General features: G+C 58.7%; 24 protein-coding genes. 5 read left to right on the top strand and 19 right to left on the bottom strand.

The annotated features are described in order from the left end of the window. Window positions 1-11 precede the first annotated feature (11 nt). Both AB5Y59_RS14340 and AB5Y59_RS14345 read right to left on the bottom strand, forming a co-directional pair. Window positions 12-1,301: a tyrosine-type recombinase/integrase gene (locus AB5Y59_RS14340; RefSeq protein ID WP_368212202.1), complete on the bottom strand. Its 1,290-nt coding sequence runs from the start codon at window positions 1,299-1,301 to the stop codon at window positions 12-14. A gap of 280 nt (window positions 1,302-1,581) precedes the next feature. Continuing rightward, on the bottom strand, window positions 1,582-1,887 hold the full coding sequence (locus tag AB5Y59_RS14345) for a YebG family protein (protein ID WP_128271377.1): 306 nt from the start codon (window positions 1,885-1,887) through the stop codon (window positions 1,582-1,584). Between the two features lie 219 nt (window positions 1,888-2,106). Between AB5Y59_RS14345 and AB5Y59_RS14350 the strand changes: the two genes are divergently transcribed. The 4 genes from AB5Y59_RS14350 (at window position 2,107) to rsmF (ending at window position 7,501) form a co-directional block, all read left to right on the top strand. Then, complete coding sequence (locus AB5Y59_RS14350; protein ID WP_010674754.1) at window positions 2,107-2,751, top strand: paraquat-inducible protein A; 645 nt, start codon at window positions 2,107-2,109, stop codon at window positions 2,749-2,751. Further along, window positions 2,729-3,337 carry a paraquat-inducible protein A gene (locus AB5Y59_RS14355; protein ID WP_010674753.1) on the top strand — a complete coding sequence of 203 codons (609 nt, stop codon included), beginning with the start codon at window positions 2,729-2,731 and terminating at the stop codon, window positions 3,335-3,337. The genes AB5Y59_RS14350 and AB5Y59_RS14355 overlap by 23 nt, the downstream gene beginning before the upstream one ends. Window positions 3,338-3,388: 51 nt before the next feature. Continuing rightward, window positions 3,389-5,941, top strand: a complete 2,553-nt coding sequence (locus AB5Y59_RS14360; protein WP_368212203.1) for an MlaD family protein — start codon at window positions 3,389-3,391, stop codon at window positions 5,939-5,941. A 129-nt stretch (window positions 5,942-6,070) separates the two neighbouring features. Then, window positions 6,071-7,501, top strand: coding sequence for a 16S rRNA (cytosine(1407)-C(5))-methyltransferase RsmF (gene rsmF / locus AB5Y59_RS14365; RefSeq protein WP_041205785.1), 1,431 nt, complete (start codon window positions 6,071-6,073; stop codon window positions 7,499-7,501). A 234-nt stretch (window positions 7,502-7,735) separates the two neighbouring features. Here rsmF and AB5Y59_RS14370 read toward each other — a convergent pair whose 3' ends face one another. The 16 genes from AB5Y59_RS14370 to AB5Y59_RS14445 all read right to left on the bottom strand — a co-directional run bounded on the left by AB5Y59_RS14370 (window position 7,736) and on the right by AB5Y59_RS14445 (window position 20,762). Then, window positions 7,736-8,020 carry a RepB family protein gene (locus AB5Y59_RS14370; protein WP_041201618.1) on the bottom strand — a complete coding sequence of 95 codons (285 nt, stop codon included), beginning with the start codon at window positions 8,018-8,020 and terminating at the stop codon, window positions 7,736-7,738. Between the two features lie 163 nt (window positions 8,021-8,183). Next, on the bottom strand, window positions 8,184-9,212 hold the full coding sequence (locus AB5Y59_RS14375) for a site-specific integrase (RefSeq protein WP_041215162.1): 1,029 nt from the start codon (window positions 9,210-9,212) through the stop codon (window positions 8,184-8,186). Between the two features lie 299 nt (window positions 9,213-9,511). Further along, the gene (locus AB5Y59_RS14380) at window positions 9,512-10,291 is read right to left on the bottom strand and encodes a TatD family hydrolase (protein ID WP_201956758.1); all 780 of its coding nucleotides are present in this window, start codon (window positions 10,289-10,291) and stop codon (window positions 9,512-9,514) included. A gap of 12 nt (window positions 10,292-10,303) precedes the next feature. After that, the gene (holB, locus tag AB5Y59_RS14385; RefSeq protein ID WP_264818549.1) at window positions 10,304-11,251 is read right to left on the bottom strand and encodes a DNA polymerase III subunit delta'; all 948 of its coding nucleotides are present in this window, start codon (window positions 11,249-11,251) and stop codon (window positions 10,304-10,306) included. Then, complete coding sequence (gene tmk / locus AB5Y59_RS14390; RefSeq protein ID WP_103260128.1) at window positions 11,236-11,877, bottom strand: dTMP kinase; 642 nt, start codon at window positions 11,875-11,877, stop codon at window positions 11,236-11,238. Before tmk ends, holB begins: the two co-directional genes overlap by 16 nt. After that, entirely contained in the window at window positions 11,877-12,878 is a 1,002-nt protein-coding gene (mltG, locus tag AB5Y59_RS14395) for an endolytic transglycosylase MltG (RefSeq protein ID WP_029314535.1), read from the bottom strand. The genes tmk and mltG overlap by 1 nt, the downstream gene beginning before the upstream one ends. Then, complete coding sequence (gene pabC / locus AB5Y59_RS14400) at window positions 12,868-13,674, bottom strand: aminodeoxychorismate lyase (protein WP_180344748.1); 807 nt, start codon at window positions 13,672-13,674, stop codon at window positions 12,868-12,870. The genes mltG and pabC overlap by 11 nt, the downstream gene beginning before the upstream one ends. Before the next feature lie 66 nt (window positions 13,675-13,740). Then, the gene (gene fabF, locus AB5Y59_RS14405) at window positions 13,741-14,982 is read right to left on the bottom strand and encodes a beta-ketoacyl-ACP synthase II (protein WP_010674743.1); all 1,242 of its coding nucleotides are present in this window, start codon (window positions 14,980-14,982) and stop codon (window positions 13,741-13,743) included. A gap of 81 nt (window positions 14,983-15,063) precedes the next feature. Then, window positions 15,064-15,300: an acyl carrier protein gene (gene acpP / locus AB5Y59_RS14410; RefSeq protein WP_005300909.1), complete on the bottom strand. Its 237-nt coding sequence runs from the start codon at window positions 15,298-15,300 to the stop codon at window positions 15,064-15,066. A 157-nt stretch (window positions 15,301-15,457) separates the two neighbouring features. Continuing rightward, window positions 15,458-16,192 carry a 3-oxoacyl-ACP reductase FabG gene (gene fabG, locus AB5Y59_RS14415; RefSeq protein ID WP_010674742.1) on the bottom strand — a complete coding sequence of 245 codons (735 nt, stop codon included), beginning with the start codon at window positions 16,190-16,192 and terminating at the stop codon, window positions 15,458-15,460. A 13-nt stretch (window positions 16,193-16,205) separates the two neighbouring features. Beyond that, window positions 16,206-17,141 carry an ACP S-malonyltransferase gene (gene fabD, locus AB5Y59_RS14420; protein WP_042017641.1) on the bottom strand — a complete coding sequence of 312 codons (936 nt, stop codon included), beginning with the start codon at window positions 17,139-17,141 and terminating at the stop codon, window positions 16,206-16,208. A gap of 66 nt (window positions 17,142-17,207) precedes the next feature. After that, entirely contained in the window at window positions 17,208-18,167 is a 960-nt protein-coding gene (locus tag AB5Y59_RS14425; RefSeq protein WP_010674740.1) for a beta-ketoacyl-ACP synthase III, read from the bottom strand. Window positions 18,168-18,173: 6 nt separating this feature from the next. Beyond that, window positions 18,174-19,193: a phosphate acyltransferase PlsX gene (gene plsX / locus AB5Y59_RS14430; protein ID WP_041215168.1), complete on the bottom strand. Its 1,020-nt coding sequence runs from the start codon at window positions 19,191-19,193 to the stop codon at window positions 18,174-18,176. A gap of 9 nt (window positions 19,194-19,202) precedes the next feature. Then, window positions 19,203-19,370 (bottom strand): 50S ribosomal protein L32, encoded by a 168-nt coding sequence (gene rpmF / locus AB5Y59_RS14435; RefSeq protein ID WP_005300935.1) that lies wholly within the window; start codon window positions 19,368-19,370, stop codon window positions 19,203-19,205. 20 nt (window positions 19,371-19,390) lie between these two features. Further along, complete coding sequence (gene yceD, locus AB5Y59_RS14440; RefSeq protein ID WP_029314532.1) at window positions 19,391-19,912, bottom strand: 23S rRNA accumulation protein YceD; 522 nt, start codon at window positions 19,910-19,912, stop codon at window positions 19,391-19,393. A 196-nt stretch (window positions 19,913-20,108) separates the two neighbouring features. Continuing rightward, entirely contained in the window at window positions 20,109-20,762 is a 654-nt protein-coding gene (locus AB5Y59_RS14445) for an START domain-containing protein (protein ID WP_039041175.1), read from the bottom strand. A 159-nt stretch (window positions 20,763-20,921) separates the two neighbouring features. On the opposite strand from AB5Y59_RS14445, the gene AB5Y59_RS14450 reads away from it, so the two are divergent. Further along, a complete protein-coding gene (locus AB5Y59_RS14450; RefSeq protein WP_041215169.1) occupies window positions 20,922-21,503 on the top strand; it encodes a nucleoside triphosphate pyrophosphatase in 582 nt (193 codons plus the stop codon). Window positions 21,504-21,555: 52 nt separating this feature from the next. On the opposite strand, the gene rluC is transcribed toward AB5Y59_RS14450, so the two are convergent. Then, complete coding sequence (gene rluC / locus AB5Y59_RS14455; RefSeq protein ID WP_368212206.1) at window positions 21,556-22,500, bottom strand: 23S rRNA pseudouridine(955/2504/2580) synthase RluC; 945 nt, start codon at window positions 22,498-22,500, stop codon at window positions 21,556-21,558. Window positions 22,501-22,614: the final 114 nt, after the last annotated feature.

Consider the following 22,614-nt stretch of genomic DNA (forward strand, 5'->3'; position numbering starts at 1 on the left):
CTGGTTATCAATCATATTCGGTTCTGGTCGAGCAAGTGGTCCAGCGGCTTGCGGCTGGCACTCTCGTGACGTTCCCGGTTGCCGGTGTGTAGGTACTTGGAGGTGGTGTCGATGCTGTCATGTCCCGCATCGGCTTGTACGTGGGATAAAGGCCTGCCGTGCAGATTGATGTCATGGGTGATACCGGTATGGCGAATGGAGTGCGGCGTCAGGGTTCGCATTTCAGCGGCATCCTGATCAAAACCGTCTTGTTCGGCGAGGCTTGCGGCCTGTTCAAATACCGCCATTACCAAGTCTCGTAGCTGGCGGATACCCAGATTGGCATTGAGTTCGCCTTGTTCGCGGCCATGGGCCGCCGCCTTGTGGCGTACGAACAGCGGGGTCTGCTCCCCGGGGGCCGGCAGTGGCGAAAGTCCAAGAAAGGTACGATAGCGAGCCAGGGCTTCGAGCAGAGCCTGAGAAACGGCCACGGTGCGACGTTTACCGCCTTTGCTGCGGGGAATGTCATAACCCCAGACGCCCGTTTTGGCGTCACGTCGAAACTGGCCCATGACGGGGCTGAAACCCGGCCTGGCCGCCACCTCGGAAATCCGCAGATAACAGGCATACATCAGACAGATGAGAAAGCGGCTGCGCTCATGTTGTGCCGGGCATTCGGCAGCGAGCTGTTTGGCGGCTTGCATCACATAGGACCATTGCAGTTCGGTGAAGGATTGCGCGTCTTCACCAGCCTCCTGGGGTCCCGCACGTTTAACCCGCTGCAGCAGGAGAGCCGGATTGCGATCCATGTACTCCTCCTGGATGAGAAACTGGAAGAAGGCGGACAAAATGGCGAGCTTTGTCTTCATCGCCTGCTCACTCAGTCGATACGGCAGCTCCCGGCCCAGTTCCCGCTTGCCAAGAAACGGACGCCACAGGGGGTTTGGCAACCGTTCCCCCCACTCCTTGTCGAGCACGAACTGGGCGACGTTGCGATAGGCAATCAGTCCGGACGGTGGCGCCTGGCAATAGTCGAGATAGCGCATCATGATGCGCCTGGTGAGATCCCTGGGGCTGATGGCCACCTCGCAAAAACACCAGTGCAAAAAAGTGGTCAGCTCACTGCGATAGGTCTTGTAGTTGTTTTCGCTGTGGCGCTGCTCCAGCAGCCAGTCGACGGCCAGCTCATACACGATCCCCGCGTCGGGGACCTTGCCAAGACTCAGGGTGGCGAGGTACTGGTTGACCTGGGGATTGCCCGCCTCAAGGTGGTCCACGCTATCGAACAGTGGCATGGCGGGTGGAAGTGCTGGATGAGTCATGATGGTGTGTGATGTCGGTTGAATGTTTTGAACGGGGCCGCACCCCCCTGATGCCGATAAATGGGGTTATCGGCATCAGGGGTTGCAGTGCGCCTTGGGGGCAACGACCTGAGGCATCTTGCTGTGATACCCCATGATGACGAGCAATCGGCATATTCAATAAATATGCGGTGTGGTTGGAAAATTCTCGGGGAAAAGAGTCGTGACAATGACTTAAGTTGCACTTTTCATGAATGAGAGAGCGGCTTCTGCCTCACATCCCCTTCCCCGCCCTTTTGTCTCAAGCCACGCTCTTCAGGGGCTTTCCCTTTGGCAGTTCAGTATCCTGCTTGTCTTCTTTGGGGGAATTCCCCTGCCCTTTTCCACCGCGCAATACCTGCTGCAACTGATCCCGCTGCTCGGCCAGATAAAAGGCCAGACTCTCCTGCTGTTCCGGTGCAAGCGCGACCGGCGCGCCCGCCAGCAGTGTCATCAGCTCATCGGCGGTGTCCAGCAGTTTGTCATAGGCATCCGCCTCTTTCTTGCTGGCAAAGGTCATCTTCTCCACTCCCCCACGTACCACAACATACTTGATCTCAACGGCCATCGCGGCGCCCTCCTGATGATTGTGATTGCAAGTATATGTACGTATATACAGTATTGCAAATACCCTCAGCATGTCGGCTGCATCGCCAGCCCCTGCTTGGCTGGCGGCGGCCAGTTCACAGCGGAAAACACGTCTTTTCAAAGGGGGCTGTGCAGCGCGGCAAGACAGGGCTGGCGTTTTAAGGTAAATTTCATCAATTCCTTCAACAGGTTGAATCGTATGTCGGATCCGCACTCGGTGATTGTCTGTCCGGCCTGTGACTTGCTGATCGAACGCAAGTTGCTGCCACTGCGCCGTCACGCCCATTGCCCCCGCTGTCATCAGCATCTGTATGGGCGCTATGCCTTTCGCCCTTCCCAGTTGATGGCGCTGACCATCACCGGATTCCTGTTGCTGCCTTCCGCGTTTTTTGAGCCTTTGATCTATCTTCGTCTGGCGGGCGTGAACTCGGACGCCAACCTGATCAAGGGAATTATGATGCTGTATGCCGAGAGCGAGCTCTGGGTGGCAACACTGGTGCTCTGGTGCGCCGTGCTGGCGCCGACGGGGCTGCTGCTCGGGATCTTTGCCCTCGCCTCCGGCCTGGCCAAGCGCTGGCATCTGCTGGCGTGGACCCTCAAAGCGGTCGAGGTATTTCGCCACTGGGCCATGCTGGAGGTGTACATCGTCAGCCTGCTGGTCGCCCTGTTCAAGCTTATCGACATCGCCGACGTGCGCCTGGGAGGCGGTCTGCTGAGCCTGGGTTGTCTGATGCTGCTCAACATGACGCTGCTGATCCTCTTTGATCCTGCCCCTTACTGGGAGCGGATTCCGCTGCAACATGCCTCCCGGGAGCCGGACCATGTCCCCGATCAGCGCCCGTGAACTGGGGCTTTGCCGCTGCCATACCTGCGGGTTGCTGGTGCGCCATCAACACGGCATGAGCTGCCCTCGTTGTCACACCCCCTTGCAGATGCGCATCCCCCATTCCCTCGCCTGGTCATGGGGCCTGTTGGCGCTGGCCACCTTCATGTTGTTGCCTGCGAATCTGCTGCCCATCACCCACTTCTACAACAAGGGATTATTGCAGTCCGATACCATTTTCAGCGGTATCATGGCGCTCTATCGCAGCAAGATGTCCGGCATCGCCACCATAGTACTGACGGCTAGCATCATCGTGCCCATCGGCAAGATCCTGGGCCTTGGCTGGATCTGCTGGCAGTTGCAGCGCAGCAAGCCCGTGCGCCGCAAACGCCAGCTCGTCATGTACCGCATCATCGATTTCATCGGACGCTGGTCCATGCTGGACCTGTTCGTCATCTCGCTGATGGTGGCCCTGGTGGATCGCGGCGTGCTGCTCAACGTGCGTGCCGGCCCCGGGGCGACGGCGTTCGCCGGCGTAGTGGTGCTCACCATGATGTCGGCCAGGATGCTCGATACCCGCCTGTTGTGGGACAAGGCGGCCCGTTAATGTTTTTTGTGTCGAACGTGCTGTGCATCACAGCCAATGTAAGGAGTCGGTATGGTCGGGGCTGAGCCCGTCATTGAGAAGCACCGCTGGTTATCCCCGGTCTGGTTGCTGCCCTTCATCGCCCTCTTGCTGGCGGGAGGCTTTCTCTACCAGCAGTGGACGAGCAGTGGTCAACTCATTCGCATCAACTTTGCCCAGGGCAACGGTATCTTGCCGGGCAAGACCCAGTTGCGCTATCAGGGGGTCGCCATCGGCGTGGTCCAGGAGCTGGAACTGGCACAGGATGGTCGCAAGATTGCGGTGCTGGCCAAGGTGGACAGCCGTGCCCGCTCCCTCATACGCAAGGGCTCCGACTTTTGGCTGGTGAGTCCCAAGGCGTCACTGACCGAGATCTCCGGCCTGGACACCCTGGTGTCCGGCAACTACATCAACCTGCAACCCGGACGGGAGAACAACCCGCTGGAGGATGAGTTCGATGCCCTGGATGGCCCTCCCCCCGGTTATCAGGCCCAGGGGCGAACCCTGCACTTGACAGCCGATTCTCTGGGGTCGGTGGGCATCGGCGCCAAGATCTATTTCCGCGGGCTGGAGGTGGGCAGTGTCATCAACACCCGTCTTGGGGAAGAGAACCAGAACGTGATCCTGGATCTGGTCATCGAGCCGCGCTTCGAGCACCTCGTCAAGGCGGATACCCGCTTCTGGAACATCAGCGGCATCAAGGGCTCCTTCAGCCTGGCTGGCGTCAGCGTGGAGGCGGGCAGTCTCACCTCCATCCTGAGCGGCGGCATTGCGTTTGACTCCCCCAAGGATTCTCCCGTGGCGCAAAAGGGGGTCAACTTCATCCTCTACAAGGGGCTGGCCGAGGCCGCCCGGGGTGAGCGCATCACCATCCAGGCGGGGACTCTGCCCATCAAGGAAGGGATGCCCATCCTCTATGAGGGCATCGAGATTGGACGAGTCGACCCTATTCGCCTCACCGAGCAAGGGCGGAGCGTGACGGCCCTCATCAACCCCGAACAGGCGTTCCGGGTGACCGGCAAGAGTCGCCTGGTGTGGGAGACGGTCTCTCTCTCCCCTGCCGGGATCAAGCATGCGGATCGCCTGCTGGCCGGGCCCGCCATTCGTCTGGACTATGAACCCGGTAAACGGGTCAACACCATGACCCTGGAGAGCCAGGCACAGCGCGGCGGCATCAAGCTGACCCTGCAGGCAGAGGATCTCGCCGGTTTGAGCGAAGGGGCTCCGCTCTGGTTCAAGGGGTTGCAGATAGGTCAGCTCGGGGCACTGACCCTGGATGTCGGCGGCAATGCCAGTGTCGAGTTGCTGGTGAACGAGCGTTATCGCCATCTGCTGCAACGGGCTCGCTTCTATCGCGCCGCCCCCTTGCAGGTGGAGGCGGACCTCAGCGGTATCAAGGTGGAGACCAGCCCGGCCAGTGCCTGGTTGGCGGGGGGCATCAAGCTGGTACAGGCTGCGAAGGGTGACAGGATTGACCGCCTCTACCCCAGCCAGGAGCTGGCCCTGCTTGGGAGCCGCCATGCCAAAGCGGTCAGCTGGACGCTGCGTGCCGCTCAGGCTGATGGTATCGGTGTGGGCTCCCCCGTCCTCTACCTAGGACTGGAAGCGGGCAAGGTCAAGGCGCTGGATGCCGATGATCGCGGGGTGGCCATCACCCTGGAGATCGATGCCATCTATGCTCCTTTGCTCAAGCAGCAACCCCAGTTCTGGAAGAAGGCCGCCATCGACGGCAAGATCCGGCTCGACGGCGTGCAGGTCAAGATGGGGAACCTCGCCACCCTGCTGCGTGGTGCCATCGAATTCGACAAGCTGGGGACAGGTCGCAGCAGTCATCAGCTCTTTGACAGCAAGGAGCAGGCAAGCTCCCAGGTGCGCACCCTCACGCTCACGGCGGATCACAACCCGGGTCTCGGGGTTGGCAGCCCCATCCGCTATCGCGGAGTGGACATCGGCAAGGTAGAGCAGGTGGAACTGGACCCGACCCTGGGCCAGGTGAGCTTCAAGGCCGAGCTGAATGAGCAATATGCCGCGCGTTTCCTGCAATCCGGGGCACGCTATGCCCTGGTGCAGGCCAAGGTCGGGCTGGGGGGGGTTGCCCACCTCGATACCCTGATCAAGGGGGCCTTTGTGGAGGCGACGCCGGGCCGGGGGGCTGGCAAGGAGACCTTCCCCTTGAGTCAGAGTGGCCCCGCCGGTCTTGCCCTGACCCTCAAGAGCCCCTCCGTCGATGGCATCAGCGTGGGCAGCCCCCTGCTGTTTCGCAAGATGGTGGTGGGCAGCGTCACCGGCGTGACCCTGGCCCGGGATGGCAGCGAGGTACTGATCGATGTGAATGTGGATGGACAGTACGCCCATCTGATACGCGCCAATAGCCGCTTCTGGAATGTCTCCGGGGTCAAGGCCGATATCGGGCTGACCGGTGGCACCATCGAGGTCGAAACGGTGCAAAGCCTGCTGGCAGGCGGGATTGCCTTCAATACGCCGGAGCGGGAAATGGGCGCGACCGTCAAGGCGGGCCATCGTTATCCGCTTCATGCCAAGGCAGAGAAAGAGTGGCTGGAGTGGAGCCCCCGCATCTTGCCCTGAGTTATTCCCCTGTTCGTCAAAAACCGGCCTTGTGCCGGTTTTTTTATGGCCTCATGGACTCCCCCATCAAGAAGGGCCGCGCACTGTGGTAAGATGTCGCCCCTTATTTTGGGTCAGCGAGATTGCGCCGTGCACGACAACACCTACCTCCCCGATCACTTCCTGCGTCACATTGCGGAGTTCATGCCATCCCATCTCTCCATGGAGGCATTCGTGGCGAGTTGCCGGCAGCCGCTGCGGCGCAGCATCAGGGTCAACACCCTCAAGATCACGGTATCCGAGTTTGTCGCCCGTATGGCGCCGCTTGGTTGGCAGCTGGATCCCGTGCCCTGGTGTGCAGCCGGCTTCTGGCTCACCCGCAGCGATGAGAGCGTTCCCCTTGGCAACACGGCCGAGCATTTGTGCGGCCTCTTCTATATCCAGGAAGCGAGCTCCATGTTGCCGGTGATGGCGCTCTTTGCCAGTGAGCAAACCCGAGGGGATGGCATGTTGCTGGACGCGGCCGCCGCCCCTGGCTCCAAGACTACCCAGATCGCGGCGCTGATGGAAAACCGCGGCATGCTGATCGCCAACGAGTTTTCCAGCAGCAGGTTGAAAGTGCTGAGCGCCAATATCCAGCGCTGCGGTGTGACCAACGTCGGCATGACCCATTTCGATGCCAAGGTCTTTGGCCAATGGCTGCCTGAAACCTTCGACGCCATCCTGCTCGACGCCCCCTGCTCCGGCGAGGGGACGGTGCGAAAAGATGAAGACGCGCTGCGCAACTGGAGTCTCGAGAGCATCGACGAGATTGCCGCGGTGCAGCGTGGCCTGCTGGAGAGCGCTTTTCACGCCCTCAAACCCGGCGGCGTACTGGTCTACTCCACCTGCACCCTGAGCCTGCAAGAGAATCAGGCCGTCTGTCAGTCGTTGCAGGAGAAGTTCGGTGATGCCTTCAGCTTTGACTCGTTGGCCGATCTCTTTCCGGGAGCGGAGAAAGCCTGTACACCGGAGGGATACTTGCACGTTTGGCCCCAGATCTTCGACAGTGAAGGATTTTTCGTCGCCCGGTTGCGCAAGCATCACTCCGTGCCCAACACCATGTTCAAACCGGGCAAGCTCGGCAAGTTCCCCTTCTCGCCGCTGCCAGAGAAAGAGGCTGGCCCCATGCTGCGGGAGATTGAAGGGAATTTTGGCATCGTGCCCCATGGCCAACTGTTTGGCCGCAATGACGAGATCTGGCTCTTCCCTCACGCCTTCGAGCAGGTACAGGGGAAGCTGCGCTTCGATCGCATCGGCATCAAGCTGGCTGAGACCTTCAAGAAGGGATATCGATTGACCCATGAATGGGCTCTGGCTTACGGCCATGAGGCGAGTAAGGGATGCGTCGAGCTGGATGCCTCCAATGCCCGTGAATTCATGATGGGACGAGATGTCTGGCCAGAGCAGGATGCCGGGACTGGGGAAGTGATCGTTCGTTACCAGGGGCACCCGCTCGGCATGGGGAAATGGGTGGGGAGTCGCATCAAGAATGCCCTGCCCCGGGAGCTGGTACGGGATAACAACCTGTTCAATGCGTGAGAGTGGGGTCGCTCGAGCAAAAATAGCGCCTGTTCGAGTCTGAAAAACCCCCACTCTGGTTGAACTTTTATCCGGTTCTTGAAATGCCTAGAGCCTTGTCTAAGCTTAAGGCTATCTGCATACCAGTTAGCGCACGGCTCTGCAAGGAGCCAATTCCCCTATGCCAGGTACAAGGAATTCGTACCTGGCTTTTTTTGTCTTCCTTTTTCAATCACGCCGGTTCGATACCATCGTCTATTCGAGTATGTCTGCCGACTCGGGGATATCGCTCTGCTGCGCGTTGGTCGTTTGTTGCAGTTCGTGCTGATAGAGCAGATCGATTGCCTGCTCGATGATGGAGGCCTGACTGTCTTCCAGTTGTTGCCCCAGCATGGCCAACCTCTCTGCATGACGATTGCTTATCCAGCATTGCAACCGGCTGTGGGTTTCCTGCTTGCGCTTCACGTGCTGGCGCTGCCGTTCGGCATTCTCTTGCGCAGCGCTTTTCTTCAATTCCTGGCTATCGTGACCTTCCGACATGTCTACATCGTGAATGTTATCTCTCATTTTTCATTGGCATCTTCTACGAAAGTAAATCGGATTACGACTCTCCCACCGTTATGATGTCTGTGGAGGACGACATGAATATATCACCAGATCAACAGGATATCATTTAACATAAAAAATGGAGAGGCGCGGTTCTCTATAACAACCCATCCAGGGCGTGATCGGAGAACTTGTGGGCATCGTCGAAATATTCCTGCAAGGTGCGCATGTCCTTGTGTCGGGTCACCTCGATGATCTTGTTCATCGGCTTGCCCGCCGTCACCGCCGAGGTGATGAACCCCCGCCGCAAACTGTGGCCACTGACGTGGAGATCGTCGATGGCCTGGCCGGTTCGCCGCTTGATCATCAAGTTGATACCTTGCGGCCCCAGGGGATCTGCCATCAGCTGGCCCCAGCGATTCATCCGGCGAAACAGGGGGCCCTCAGCAATTCGGCTTTTTTTCAGCCATTGTTGCAGTGCAGAGACCGGGCAATACCGGGTACCTGGAATGAGTGCTATCTCCGATTCATGGAGCTGATGTTTGCTTGGTTTGAGACGAAGGCGTATCCCCTGCCCCACAAACTGCACGTCATTCACCTCGATCCTGGCCGCTTCCGACCGACGCAAGGCACCACTAAACATCAGGAGCAACAGGGTGTAATCCCGAAGTCCCGCCAGGTTGCTGGTATCTATCTCGTCCAGCACGCAGGCCAATGGTTTCAGGGTCAGCGCCCCCGTTTTGCGTTTGCGGTTATCACCGAGCCGTACTATGCCCCGCATCATCTCCTTTATCTCCGCATGCTCGGTCGGCATGGGGTGGATCCCCTTCTGCTTGAAGGCATAGCGAATGCCGGCAAGCCGTCTTACCAGGGTGGCCGGTTTGCGAGGTTCCCCGTTGCGAAGCTCCCCCTTCCCTTCTTCTTTGTCCAGCCAGACCCAGTTGGCCAGGATGCCGTCGGCCTGATCCGCCAGAAAATTCATGATGTCGTGGTGTGTCGTCTGCAAGGGATCCAGCCCGTGGAGCTGGCACCAGGAGACAAAGATACGGGTATCTGCCTGATAGGCATTGAGGGTGGAGTCGGCTTTGGCGCTACGCAGAAAGCGTCTTGCCCGGCTGTTCAGCTGAGGATCGAAGACGCTTTGCAAGGATTGCTGAACTGGGTTTTGAAGGCGTGGGTAGTTCACTTAACTCTATGATTTAAAGCGGAGTTTCGATGGATCTTACAGGATCTTCCAGATCTATCAAGTATCGATAATGAATATTATCGATACTTGTGAAGAGTGCTTTTAACCCATTTCAGCCCCCTCATCTATTCCTCAAGCATTCTGTCATCCCTGCTCCGTTTTATCAGGTGCTGGCAATTTGAACTCGTCAGCATCCACCACACAAAGTGAGAGATAACAACTTGGCATGATTGTTTTGGGATGGATCGTGATAGTGCAGATTGTCACAGACAACGCCCCGCTATGCGGGGCGTTGTCTGTTATCGCTTTGCCAACTTGAACAATTCGAAGAAATTATGGCTGGTGGCCTCTGCCAATTCAGCGAGCGGTATCTGGCGAAGATCCGCGATAAATTGGGCGACGTCGCGAACAAAGGCCGGCTCATTCTCCCTCCCCCGGTGGGGAACCGGTGCCAGATAGGGAGAGTCGGTTTCAACCAGCAGTCGCTCCAGGGGCAACGCCTTGACCACGGCCTGCAGGGCTGAGGCGTTCTTGAAGGTGGCTATCCCCGAGATGGAAATATAGAACCCCATGGCCATCGCGGCCTCGGCCATCTCGAGGGACTCGGTGAAGCAGTGCAGCACTCCGCCCACCTGTTCGGCCCCCTCCTCTCGCATGATCCTCAAGGTGTCTTCCTGGGCATCCCGGGTGTGGATGATGAGCGGTTTGTTCAGTGCCCGGGCTACACGAATATGTTCGCGGAAAGAGGCTTGCTGTACATCCTTGTTTTCCGGTGAATAGAAGTAGTCGAGCCCGGTTTCGCCGACGGCCACCACTCTCTCATCGGCCGCCTGAGTCATCAGCAAGTCAGCATCCACCCCGGGATCCTGATTGAGCGGGTGGACACCACAGGAGGCAAACACCTGGGGATAGGGAGCGATGGCCTCCATCATGGTCGGGAACTGGGCCTGGGTCACACTCACGCAGAGAAAATATCCCACGCTCTGCTGCGCCGCCTTGGCCAGGACATCGGCCATGTCGGTCTGCTTGGAGCCATAACTCAAGCGATCGAGATGGCAATGGGAATCAACGAGTAACATAGACAACCTTGTTTATAACCAGCGATTGAGCCAGTTCATCAAATGGATGGTGGGATTGGAAAGCTGTCCAGGCTGACAAGCCTCTTTCAGCACAACCAGCTGCTGTTCAGCTTCCAGGAGCCGTTCGCTGGAATGTCTCTCAGCCAGTTGCTGGCTGAGTGATGCAAGATCCGGCATCGCCAGTTGATGATGACCGCAGCCAGCCTGAAGCTTGAGGGCATCGCACAGGAAGAGCTGCAACCAGTGCAGCCGGACCTGATTATCCTCGGCCAACTGGGCGCAGACATTCGCCGCACGGGTGGGGGCCGATGTCAGCGAGACAAATCCGTCGAGCAATGCCCGTCTGGCATCATCTTGCTGTGCTTCGATATAGCTCAGCACCCGCAGCGGCGCACCCTGGCAGATCCGCACCTGGGCCTGGGTAGCCTGATGGCCCTGCTCGGTGAGCCAGGCAAGGGTCTCACCTTCAGAGGGGAGCTGGCAGACATGTTTGTGACAACGGCTCAAGATGGTGGGGAGCAGGCGAGATACCCGGGATGCGATGAGCAGCAACAGACTGTCGCCAGCCGGCTCTTCCAGCGTCTTCAGCAAAGCATTGGCGGCAGACTCCGTCATGCGCTCCGCCTCCTGAATGATCACCACCTTGCCGCGACCGAGCTGGGACGTGCTCTGGAGGCGGCTGCAAATCTCCCGGATGGCTTCGACACCTATGGTCTTGCCCTCGGGCCCCAGGGTGCCAAGATCCGGGTGATGCCCCTTCTCAAACAGTTGGCAGGAGTGGCACTGACCGCAGGGCTCACCTCGTTGTGGATACTGACACAGGTGCAGTCGCGCCAGTCGCTCTGCAAGCTGCTCCTTGCCAAGGCCGGGATCGCCTAGCAGCAACCAGGCGTGGCCGAGCCGTCCGGCCCGGGCCGTCTCGCTCAAGGCATGCCAATCCGGGATCAGCCAGGGATACATAGCCCCTCGCTTGCCAGATAATGCTCAAGGGCTGCCTCGATGGCGGCTTTGACTTGCGCCGGGGGCAACCCGGCATCGATGACCTGGATGGAATCATCGGCGGCCGCCAACTCGAGGTAACGCAGGCGGGTACGTTCAAAGAAGCCGATCTGCTCCAGCTCAATCCTGTCCAGCTCGCCGCGATGGCGGGCCCGCTGCAGGCCGATGGCAGGATCAATGTCGAGATAAAGGGTCAGATCCGGCTTGAAATCCCCGAGGACCGCCCGTTTGATGGCGCCGATGAGGTTCGCATCGATGCCGCGGCCACCCCCCTGATAGGCCTGGGAGGAGAGATCGTGGCGATCGCCCACTACCCAGATGCCGTCTGCCAGGGCAGGCTTGATCCGGGTCTCCACCAGTTGTACCCGGGAGGCGTACATCAACAGCAGCTCGGCCTCGACGGTCAGGCGCTCGTCGTGTACTTCCTTGACGATGGCCCGCATGCGTTCCGCCAGCGGCGTGCCGCCCGGCTCCCGGGTGCACTCGATCCGCGCAACTCCGTGGGCTTGCAGATAGTCGGTCACATAGCGCACCGCAGAGCTCTTCCCTGCCCCTTCCAATCCTTCAATCACGATAAATTTAGACATTAGGGTTTCTTCAATATGTATTCACGCACCGCCCGATTGTGTTCATCGAGGGTCTTGGAGAAGTAGTGGGCACCGCCCCCCTTGGCAACGAAGTAGAGATAGTCGGTCGATTTGGGGTTGAGCGCCGCTTCGATGGAGGCCTTGCCCGGCATGGCGATAGGCGTCGGAGGCAGACCGTCGATCACATAGGTGTTGTAGGGGTTCACGTCGGTCAGATCGCTGCGGCGAATGTTGCCATCGTACCTCTCCTTCACCCCGTAGATGACGGTAGGGTCGGTCTGCAACTTCATGCCAAGGCGTAGACGGTTGACGAACACAGAGGCAATCTGGGCCCGTTCATCCGGTTGGCCCGTCTCTTTTTCGATGATGGAGGCCATGATGAGCGCCTCATAGGGTGTCTTGTAGGGCAGATTGGCCTGACGCTTCTCCCAGGAAGCCTCCAAGAACGTTTTCATGTCCTGATAGGCGCGGCGCAGGATGGAAAGATCGCTGGCATGAGTGGTATAGGCGTAGGTTTCCGGCAGGAACCACCCCTCCAGCTTGCCATTTTCGATGCCGAGTTCCTGAGCCAGTTCGGTTTCGCTCTGCTCCAGAGTCAGGCGCTCCAGATAGGGAGCGCTGGAAAGTTGCTTCAGCCAATCCTCAAAACGGGACCCTTCGACAAAGGTCAGGCTGAAGTGAAACTCCTTGCCGGAAGCAAAGAGAGAGAGAGTCTCCTTGAGCGGCGCCCCTTCCTTGATTTCATAGGTGCCGGACTTGATGGCCACCAGTTCGGGATGACCGCGCAACCAGAGACGCACCGCCCAGGGGCTGGTTTCCCCCTCCCCCAGTTCGGCAATCAGGCGCGCCGCATGGGCGCCTTTTTCGACGGTAAAGAGGCGGGTTGGCCCCTTGTTGGTGAGCGTCTCCACCTGTTGCCACTTGTGATACACGTACCCTCCGGCAACGGCGACAGAGAGTGCCGCCCCCGCGAGCAGGGTGTAAAGCCGATTAAACTTCAATGACCAAGCGCTCCTGTAAACGGCGAATCAATACCGGACTGGGATAGTGCATATCCCCGATGCGGGTGACCGGGACAATCCCCATCAGGGTATTGGTCAGCCAGACCTCTTCCGCCTGCCAGAGTGACTCCAATGGAGCCTCTACGACACGCAGTTCAATGCCCATCTGTTTAAGCATCGTCATCACGCGCTTGCGCATGATGCCATCGATCCCGGCGCGGGTGAGATCCGGTGTGAACACCGTCCTGCCACGACGCCAAAACAGATTCGCGCTGACCCCTTCTACCAGAAATCCCCGGCTGTTCAAGACTATACCTTCGACCCCGCCACGCGCAGCAAGTTCGCGCTTCAGCATCACTTGTTCGAGGCGCCCCAGCGTCTTGAGACCGGCGAGCATGGGACTGTCCCCAAGCTGCTGCTGGCATACCAGGGCATTGATGCCGGTTTGCTGCCAATCATGATAATGCTCAGGATAAGGTGCCAAAGAGACGATGCGAGTGGGCGTGTCACAGCCTGCGCCGTCATATCCCCGCCCACCGGCGCCCCGAGTCAGCATTATCTTGACGACAGCCTGTGTCTGCCCAGAAGCCAGCTGCGCCGCCTCGTCGGCAAGCAGGTCCCAGGAGTGCTCGCCAAAACCAAGCCGGGCGTTGGCATGTTGCAGCCGGGCCTGATGGTCCTGCCACCAGAGTACCTTCCCTTCCCTCACCAGCATGGTGGTGAAATGACCATCACCGTATGCCAGTCCACGATCCCTGGCTGACAGTGTTTCTGTGGGTATTCCATTAATCAGCAAGGGGATCCCTCCGATAAAAAAGGCCCGATACTGCCGTATCGGGCCTTATCATTCGCCCAGAGCGAATTATACGCGTTTGAAGATCAGGGAGCCATTGGTGCCGCCAAAACCGAAGGAATTGGAGAGGGCATATTCGAAGCTGCCGGCCTTGGCAACATGCGGCACCAGATCCAGGTCGCACTCATCATCCGGCTTGTCCAGGTTGATGGTGGGAGGCACCATCTGGTCACGCAGAGAGAGCACGGTGATGATCGCCTCGATGGCGCCAGCCGCACCCAACAGGTGGCCTGTCATGGACTTGGTGGAGCTGACCATCAGGGCGCTGGCATGGTCACCAAACACCTTCTTCATGCCGCGCAGCTCTGCCACATCCCCAAGGGGGGTGGAGGTACCGTGGGCATTGATGTAACCGATCTGCTCGGGTGCGATGCCAGCATCCTTGATGGCGTTCTTCATGGCGCGTGCGCCACCATCGCCGTCCGAGGGAGGGGCCGTCATGTGATAGGCATCCCCGCTCATGCCAAAGCCGACCAACTCGGCATAGATCTTGGCGCCGCGGGCCTTGGCATGTTCGTACTCTTCCAGCACCAATACGCCGGCACCGTCGCCCAGCACGAAACCGTCGCGATCCTTGTCCCAGGGGCGGCTCGCCTTCTGCGGTTCGTCATTACGGGTGGAGAGCGCCTTGGCAGCGGCAAAGCCGCCCATGCCCATGGGGGTGGAGGCTTTCTCGGCACCACCGGCAACCATCACGTCCGCATCGCCATAGGCGATCATCCGGCCAGCCATGCCGATGGCATGGGTACCCGTGGTACAGGCGGTAGTCACGGCGATGTTCGGGCCCTGCATGCCTTTCATGATGGAAAGATGACCGGACACCATATTGATGATGGTGGACGGAACGAAGAAAGGGCTCAGCTTGCGGGGGCCGCCATTGATGAGGCTGCTGTGGTTCTGCTCAATCAGACCCAGACCGCCGATACCGGAGCCGATGGCAACGCCTACCCGCTCCGCGTTCTCTTCGTTGATGATCAGGCCGGAATCTTCCAGGGCCTGAACACCCGCCGCCACGCCATACTGGATGAAGAGATCCATCTTGCGGGCTTCTTTGCGGTTGATGCCGAACTCTTCGGGGTCGAAATCCTTGACCAAGCCTGCGAAACGGGTTGCGAACTCGCTTGCATCAAAGTGGTCGATGAGGGAAATGCCGCTCTGCCCGTTGAGCAGGGCTTGCCAGCTGGATTCGGCAGTGTTGCCTACCGGGGAAAGCATCCCCAAGCCGGTCACCACGACTCTGCGTTTTGACACTGAGGTAGTCTCCGAGAGGTGTTTTGAAAGGGGTAAACATAAAAGAAGCGGCCCTTGGGCCGCTTCTTTCAGAACAGGAACTTATTCCTGATTAGCGGTGATGTAGTCGATAGCCGCTTGAACAGTGGTGATCTTCTCGGCTTCTTCATCAGGAATTTCGGTATCGAATTCTTCTTCCAGCGCCATTACCAGTTCAACGGTATCCAAAGAGTCAGCGCCCAGGTCGTCGACGAAGGAGGCAGCGTTCTTCACGTCTTCTTCTTTAACACCCAGTTGTTCGATGATGATTTTCTTTACGCGTTCTTCGATGTTGCTCATGACCTGAATTTTCCTTTAAAAATACGCTATTGCGTCTGGTTGGGGTAGTGTATTCAATTGACGTGAGTTTGCAAGTGACTTGCCGCTGGTCAAACCACGAAATTCGCCAAACTTCGGCGTATTATCGCAAATTTGAACAGAACTCACGACAAATTGATTACACCATGTACATCCCGCCATTAACATGCAGGGTTTCGCCGGTAATATAGGCGGCATCATCCGATGCCAAGAATACCACAGCGGCAGCAATTTCTTTCGGATCGCCCAAACGGGCGGCAGGCACCTGATTCATGATGCCGGCGCGCTGCTCTTCATTGAGCGCCTTGGTCATGTCGGTCTCGATGAAACCGGGAGCAACCGCATTCACCGTGATGCCACGGGATGCCACTTCACGGGCCAGCGACTTGGTAAAGCCAACCAGACCAGCCTTGGCAGCAGCATAGTTGACCTGACCGGCGTTGCCCATGGTGCCGACCACGGAACCGATGCTGATGATGCGACCGTTACGCTTCTTCATCATGGCACGCAATACCGGCTTGCTCAGACGGTACAGGGAGGTGAGATTGGTGTCGATGATCTCGTTCCACTCGTCATCCTTCATCCGCATCAGCAGGTTGTCGCGGGTGATGCCGGCGTTGTTGATCAGGATGTCGATGTCGCCAAAACGCGCCTTGATGGCGGCGAAGACGGTTTCGATAGATTCCTGACTGGTCACGTTCAGTGCCATGCCGCAGCCTTGTTCACCCAGGTAAGCACTGATCGCCTCGGCACCGCTCTCGCTGGTCGCGGTCCCCACGACTTTGGCGCCACGAGCAGCAAACATCTCCGCAATCGCACGACCAATGCCACGGCTGGCGCCAGTGACCAACACAACCTTATCGGTAAAACTCATGACTTGCTCCTGTTTACTTGATCTGGGCCAGCGCCTGCTCGAACGAGGCGGCGTCGTTGGCGTGAATACCTTCCACTCGCGCATCGATACGCTTGGCCAGGCCGGTCAATACCTTGCCCGGGCCCATCTCGATCTCGAGGGTAACACCGTCGTTTGCCATGCGCTCTACCGTTTCAGTCCAGCGAACCGGGCTGAACAGCTGACGCACCAAGGCTTGCTTGATGGCGGCAGGATCCTGCTCACAAGAGACGTCGACATTATTGATGACGGCGATGGCGGGAACCTTGATCTCGATCCCATCCAGGGCGGCGGCCAGCTTTTCTGCGGCCGGTTTCATCAGGGCGCAGTGGGAGGGCACGGAGACCGGCAGCGGCAGGGCACGCTTGGCGCCTGACTCTTTCATCAGCACGTTGGCACGTTCGACCGCCTCTTTGTGGCCGGCGATGACCACCTGGCCCGGAGAGTTGAAGTTGACCGGAGAGACCACCTGCCCCTGGGCCGCTTTCTCACAGTTGGCAGCGATGCTTTCGTTGTCCAGACCGATGATGGCAGCCATGGCGCCAGTGCCTTCCGGTACGGCTTCCTGCATGGCCAGGCCACGCAGCTCGACCAGTTTGACTGCATCAGCAAACGCCAGCGCGCCGCTGCACACCAGGGCGGAGTATTCCCCCAGGCTGTGGCCGGCCATCACGGCAGGGGTTGCCCCGCCTTGCTGTTGCCACAGGCGCCACAGCGCGACCGAGGCGGTCAACAGCGCGGGCTGGGTACGCCAGGTCTTGTTCAGATCCTCGGCCGGGCCTGCCATCACCAGGGCAAACAGGTCATAACCCAGCACCTGGCTCGCCTCGGCGAAGGTCTCTTTAATCACGGCGTGTTGCTCGGCCAGCTCGGCCAGCATGCCGACGCTCTGGGAGCCTTGTCCCGGGAAGGCAATGGCAAATCGGGTCATCATTGATTCCTTTAAGGTAAGACGAATTCGGTAAGCGGGCGCCCGAGGACCGGGCACCGCTCGGTATCAGAGGCGAACCAGCGCAGAGCCCCAGGCAAAACCGCCGCCGAAGGCTTCCAGCAGGACCAGCTGGCCGGGTTTGATACGACCATCGCGCACCCCTTCATCGAAGGCGATGGGCACGGAGGCCGCGGAGGTATTGCCATGACGATCCAGGGTCAGGATCACCTTGTCGAGCCCCATGCCGAGTTTCTTCGCGGTGGCATTGATGATGCGGAAGTTGGCTTGATGGGGCACCAGCCAGTCCAGCTCGCTCGGCTCGACGTTGGCCGCAGCCAGGGTTTCGGTCACGATCTCGCTAAGGCGTGTCACCGCCACCTTGAAGACATCGTTGCCCTTCATGTACATGTAGGCTTCGAGCTCAGCACCCGGCATGCCGCGACGGGGCTGCGGCAGTTTGAGCAGCTCGCCATAACGGCCATCGGCATGCAGATGGGTGGAGAGGATGCCCGGCGTGTCGCTGGCACCGATGACCACGGCCCCTGCCCCATCCCCGAACAGGATGATGGTGCCGCGATCCTCGGGATCGCACATGCGTGACAGCACGTCCGCACCGACAACCAGCACGTGGCGAGCAGCGCCGGATTTGACGAACTGATCGGCGATGGCGAGAGCATATGTAAAGCCGGCACAAGCGGCGGCTACGTCAAACGCCGGGATCCCCGGTACGTCAAGCAGCCCCTGCAGTTCACAGGCAGCAGCTGGGAAGGCATTCTCTGCGCTGGTAGTGGCCAGCACTATCATGTCCAGATCGGCGGCAGTCAGACCTGCCGCATCAAGCGCACGCAAGGCCGCCTGATGAGAAAGGGTCGCGACGGTTTCGTCGGCTCCGGCGATACGGCGTTCACGGATCCCGGTGCGTTCCACGATCCATTCGTCACTGGTTTCAACCATCTGTTCAAGATCGGCGTTGGTACGAACCGAACTCGGCAGATAACTGCCAGTACCCAGAATTTTGCTATGCATAGAGTTTTATAAATCCCTGTCGGAAAAGACAGATTCAAGGCGATCTGCAATTTGCAATGGAAGTTGATGTCTGGCTTCTTGTGCGGCCAGCAGAATCGCATGACACAGAGCGCGGCGCTCGGCCCGCCCATGGCTTTTTACCACAATGCCGCGCAATCCTAACAGACTCGCGCCATTATACTGGTCGGGGTTCAGGTAAGAGAAACGCCGTTTGAACATAAATCCGGCGAGTCGACCAAGAAAACTGCGTTTTTTGCGCGGATATCCGGCCAGTTCGGCCATCATCCGCACCACCCCCTCCGCGGTCTTGAGCGCCACGTTGCCCACGAAACCGTCGCAGACGATCACGTCGCACTCGCCGCTGAAGATCCTGTCCCCCTCAATGAAACCGACAAAATTCAGGGCGGAGCATTGGCGCAGCAACTCGGCGCTGTGGCGCACCAGGTCGTTGCCCTTGATCTCCTCCTCCCCCACGTTGAGCAGTGCCACTCTGGGTGAAGGTATCCCCTCCACCTTCTCTGCGACTACGGCGCCCATCACGGCAAATTGCAGCAGGGTGTCGGCATCGCAGCTCACGTTCGCACCCAGATCCAGCATCACGGTCCGTTTTCCACCCAATGTGGGCAGCGCCTTGATGAGGGCTGGCCGGTCAACACCGGGCAAGGATTTGAGCACGCACTTGGCCATGGCCATCAAGGCACCGGTGTTGCCGGCACTGACACAGGCATCGGCAGCGCCGCTTTTGACCAGATCCAGGGTCACGCGCATGGAGGAGTCTTTCAGGGTACGCAGCGCCACGATAGGCTTTTCGCCCATGCCCACGACCTGGGAGGCATGCACGAGACGAACGCGAGGGTGGTTGAGCAAGCCATGTTGCTGCAGAAGAGGGGCGGTCTGGTGTTGATCACCGACCAGAACAAGTTTTAGCTGGGGTAGAAGAGACAGTGCCTGCACGGCGGCAGGCACTGTTTCCGAGGGGCCGATATCTCCCCCCATTATGTCTAGCGCGACAGTTTGCGTAGACAAAGGCAATCCTTAAGCGATTACCTTTTTACCGCGGTAGAAACCATCGGCAGTCACGTGGTGACGACGATGAATTTCGCCACTGGTCTGATCAACAGTCAGGGCAGCGGTGGTCAGCGCATCGTGGGAACGACGCATGCCACGCTTGGCGCGGGTTTTACGGTTCTGTTGTACGGCCATGGTAGGCTAACTCCTAAAATTCACTTACGTTTGAGCGCTTCAAGAACTGCAAAGGGATTCGGCCGCTCATCAGCAGGTTCGATTTCACCCCAGGTCATCTCCATGTTTCCTCTGGGACACACATCCACCGGATGCATGGCTACCTGAGGCAACGAGAGGATGAGTTCATCCTCCAGGATTTGATGAAGATCTATCTCGCCGTTTTCGTCCAACTCAATGGGCTCATAAGCTTCCGGCAGTTCTTCCTCGTTTGTTCTTTCGAACAGCGGAGTGTAAATAAAACTAGCTTCACAAAGGTGTTCAAACGTCTCACCACAACGCTGGCAAACCAGGTCGACCTTGGCATGGGCAGTGCCTTTCATAACGGTCAACTTCTGGACATCTTTGCCAAAGTGCAGTGTGACATCCACATCACTTCGCAAGCCTTCGGTTGATTCCTCCAGCCTGGGCATCTGCGACTTTTCCACTATCCCGACATAATCGAGTAGCTTCAAGGCATTACGGACTGGATCAACCTTAACGGGCAACTTCACCTTTTGCATAGGGCGCGAATATTATAGGTCCAACAAGGGATAGTCAAAGGAAAAAGTCCTTACCGCCGATGATTTTACCTTCACAGGCCCCTGCAAGAGGAACTTGTGCTCATCGGTGGCCGATTATGCCATATCGTGCAGGATCTGGCACAGGATCCTGTTCCCCTCCCCTGTCTGTCCACCGGATGTGCTCCTTGGTGTCTCATCAGGTGGCAGAACAGCGCGGGTCGCTCCCCAGCAGGCCTGGTGTCGCAGCCACTCTGGGCTCGGCTTCCATCAGTCGGCGTATGGCTTTGAAACTGCCCACGGCAGCCTTGATGGCAATGGGATTGACCAGCCAGCCCGGCAAGTTGTTGCCCGGATTGGTATAGGTTTCGAGCCGAACGAGTGTGCTGCCATCCCGTTGGGGTAGCGCCTCCCACCGTCCGGCGCTTTCCTGGATCCGGAACAGCCCTGCATGCAATGGCAGGGCATTCGGCTCTGCCCACACCTCGAGAGTCAGGCCGCAATCGATGCGTCGACTCAGATGGGAGCGGGTGATGAGCTCCCTGTCTTGCACCGGCCAGGGAGATGCCAAGCGGGTATAGACCAGATCATCGTCGGGACCCGATCTGGCCAGCACCCTGACTTCACGACTCTGGGGCAACCACTCTTCATGGCGCGCCGTGTTGCGCAGCACCGTGATCAGCGCGCCAGGATCGGCATTCACCCGCATCTCCAGACGTAAGGCCTGAAAAGAGGTCGGAGGATGTGGCTGAGTCCACAGCATCACCCCTTCATCCCCCTGGCGAAGTTGCCATGTCCCTGCCCAGCTGGCGAAGGAGATCAGTGCCATGACCAAGGCCGCATATCGTGTCATCACGCTCAATTCCGATCTCTTGTGTTTGCGCTGTGGTTCCCTCAGCATGCATGCTTCCCGCTAATTAGGCGAGTCCCGCTCTAGACATATCCTGTTTGCGTGGCCCCATCTGCACAGATAGAATCAACCAATTGATTTATAAATGGATATCATCAAAACATGCAGCCTTCCTTGATCCTCGCGTCCACCTCGTCCTACCGCAAAACCTTGCTGGAAAAACTCGGTCAGCCATTTCACTGTGCTGCGCCTCAAGTCGATGAGACGGCGCGACACGGGGAGACCGCAGAAGCCCTGGTCAGCAGATTGGCGTTTGCCAAGGCGAATGCCGTTGCCGCTGACCGTGATCAAGGATTGATCATCGGTTCAGATCAGGTGTGCGTCTGTGACGGGCAGATCCTCGGCAAGCCCGGCACGGTGGAGAAGGCGGTCGAGCAGTTGCTGCGGGCACAAGGCAAGCGCGTCATCTTTTACACCGGGCTCTGTGTGATCAATGCTGCGAATGGCCATGCCGAGCAGCTCGTCGAGCCTTTCACCGTGCATTTTCGCTCGCTCGACGAAGCAGCCATCCGTCGCTATGTGGAGGCCGAACGTCCTCTGGATTGTGCCGGCAGCTTCAAATGCGAGGGAATGGGCATCGTCTTGTTCAAGGCGCTGGAGGGGCGCGATCCCAACGCCCTTGTCGGTCTTCCCCTGATAGGCTTGGTTGATCTCCTGGGTCGCCACGGCCTGGCTCTGCCATAACAAGAACTCTGCCATGAAAAACGGGAGCCTTGGCTCCCGTTTTTCATGGTTGTCAGCGTGGCAGCTTGACGAGAAACGCCTCAAGCTCCGGTGACAATGGCGCTTCCACCTGCATCTCCCGCTCATCCACCGGATGAGTAAAGGTGAGCTTCCAGGCGTGCAGGAACAGACGCTTTAGCCCCTGCCCTCGCATTTTTTCATCAAACCCGGTCTCACCATATTTGTCATCGCAGGCGATGGGATGGCCGGCGTGCTGGGTGTGGACACGGATCTGGTGAGTACGGCCAGTGATGGGGCTGCACTCGACCAGGGTGGCCTCGGCAAACTGACGGGCAATCCGGAACCGGGTCTCGGAGGGTTTGCCATCGCTGCTGACCCGCACCACCCGCTCACCGGATTGCAGATCATTTTTGCGAAGTGGCGCATTGACCACCTTGACGTGGGGTTGCCACTGGCCGCGCACCAGCGCCAGATACTGCTTGCGCATGGTTTTGACCCGCAGCTGCTCGTGCAGGCTCCGCAGGGCACTGCGCTTCTTGGCAACCAGCAGTACGCCGGAGGTGTCACGATCCAGCCGGTGCACCAGTTCGAGGAAGCGGGCTTCGGGGCGCAGGGCACGCAGCCCTTCGATGACGCCAAAACTGAGGCCGCTGCCGCCGTGAACTGCCATGCCGGACGGCTTGTTGAGCACTATCATGGCGTCGTCTTCAAACAGGATCTGACTCTCCAGACGCTGGATGCTGCCGAGGTTGGCAGAAGGCAACTCATTCTTCTCGGCCACACGCACGGGGGGCACCCGCACCTCGTCACCGGCACAAAGCTTGTATTCCGGTTTGATGCGCTTCTTGTTGACCCGCACCTCCCCTTTTCGAAGGATGCGATAGATCAGGCTCTTGGGGACGCCCTTTAACTGAGTCTTGAGAAAATTGTCGATGCGCTGCCCGTCATGCTCAGCTTCGATGGTGAGCAGCTGCACTTGTTGATGTATCTGTGTCATGGCGCGGATTTTAACACCGCAGACAGCCCTTGGCTCCATGCTTTGTTAAAAAATGGCGTCTTGCTATAAAAGTGGTTTAAATGGGATAATAAACAAGGTTTTGTCATTGTGTTC

It is taken from the genome of Aeromonas sp. s10, from assembly GCF_040907975.1.
Lineage (GTDB): Bacteria > Pseudomonadota > Gammaproteobacteria > Enterobacterales > Aeromonadaceae > Aeromonas > Aeromonas caviae.

What these genes read in the sequence shown, in the direction of transcription:
- AB5Y59_RS14340 (WP_368212202.1), bottom strand. Translation starts at nt 1,301, where the DNA reads ATGACTCATCCAGCACTTCCACCCGCCATGCCACTGTTCGATAGCGTG.
- AB5Y59_RS14345 (WP_128271377.1), bottom strand. Translation starts at nt 1,887, where the DNA reads ATGGCCGTTGAGATCAAGTATGTTGTGGTACGTGGGGGAGTGGAGAAG.
- AB5Y59_RS14350 (WP_010674754.1), top strand. Translation starts at nt 2,107, where the DNA reads ATGTCGGATCCGCACTCGGTGATTGTCTGTCCGGCCTGTGACTTGCTG.
- AB5Y59_RS14355 (WP_010674753.1), top strand. Translation starts at nt 2,729, where the DNA reads ATGTCCCCGATCAGCGCCCGTGAACTGGGGCTTTGCCGCTGCCATACC.
- AB5Y59_RS14360 (WP_368212203.1), top strand. Translation starts at nt 3,389, where the DNA reads ATGGTCGGGGCTGAGCCCGTCATTGAGAAGCACCGCTGGTTATCCCCG.
- AB5Y59_RS14370 (WP_041201618.1), bottom strand. Translation starts at nt 8,020, where the DNA reads ATGTCGGAAGGTCACGATAGCCAGGAATTGAAGAAAAGCGCTGCGCAA.
- AB5Y59_RS14380 (WP_201956758.1), bottom strand. Translation starts at nt 10,291, where the DNA reads ATGTTACTCGTTGATTCCCATTGCCATCTCGATCGCTTGAGTTATGGC.
- holB (WP_264818549.1), bottom strand. Translation starts at nt 11,251, where the DNA reads ATGTATCCCTGGCTGATCCCGGATTGGCATGCCTTGAGCGAGACGGCC.
- tmk (WP_103260128.1), bottom strand. Translation starts at nt 11,877, where the DNA reads ATGTCTAAATTTATCGTGATTGAAGGATTGGAAGGGGCAGGGAAGAGC.
- acpP (WP_005300909.1), bottom strand. Translation starts at nt 15,300, where the DNA reads ATGAGCAACATCGAAGAACGCGTAAAGAAAATCATCATCGAACAACTG.
- fabG (WP_010674742.1), bottom strand. Translation starts at nt 16,192, where the DNA reads ATGAGTTTTACCGATAAGGTTGTGTTGGTCACTGGCGCCAGCCGTGGC.
- fabD (WP_042017641.1), bottom strand. Translation starts at nt 17,141, where the DNA reads ATGACCCGATTTGCCATTGCCTTCCCGGGACAAGGCTCCCAGAGCGTC.
- AB5Y59_RS14425 (WP_010674740.1), bottom strand. Translation starts at nt 18,167, where the DNA reads ATGCATAGCAAAATTCTGGGTACTGGCAGTTATCTGCCGAGTTCGGTT.
- rpmF (WP_005300935.1), bottom strand. Translation starts at nt 19,370, where the DNA reads ATGGCCGTACAACAGAACCGTAAAACCCGCGCCAAGCGTGGCATGCGT.
- yceD (WP_029314532.1), bottom strand. Translation starts at nt 19,912, where the DNA reads ATGCAAAAGGTGAAGTTGCCCGTTAAGGTTGATCCAGTCCGTAATGCC.
- AB5Y59_RS14445 (WP_039041175.1), bottom strand. Translation starts at nt 20,762, where the DNA reads ATGACACGATATGCGGCCTTGGTCATGGCACTGATCTCCTTCGCCAGC.
- AB5Y59_RS14450 (WP_041215169.1), top strand. Translation starts at nt 20,922, where the DNA reads ATGCAGCCTTCCTTGATCCTCGCGTCCACCTCGTCCTACCGCAAAACC.
- rluC (WP_368212206.1), bottom strand. Translation starts at nt 22,500, where the DNA reads ATGACACAGATACATCAACAAGTGCAGCTGCTCACCATCGAAGCTGAG.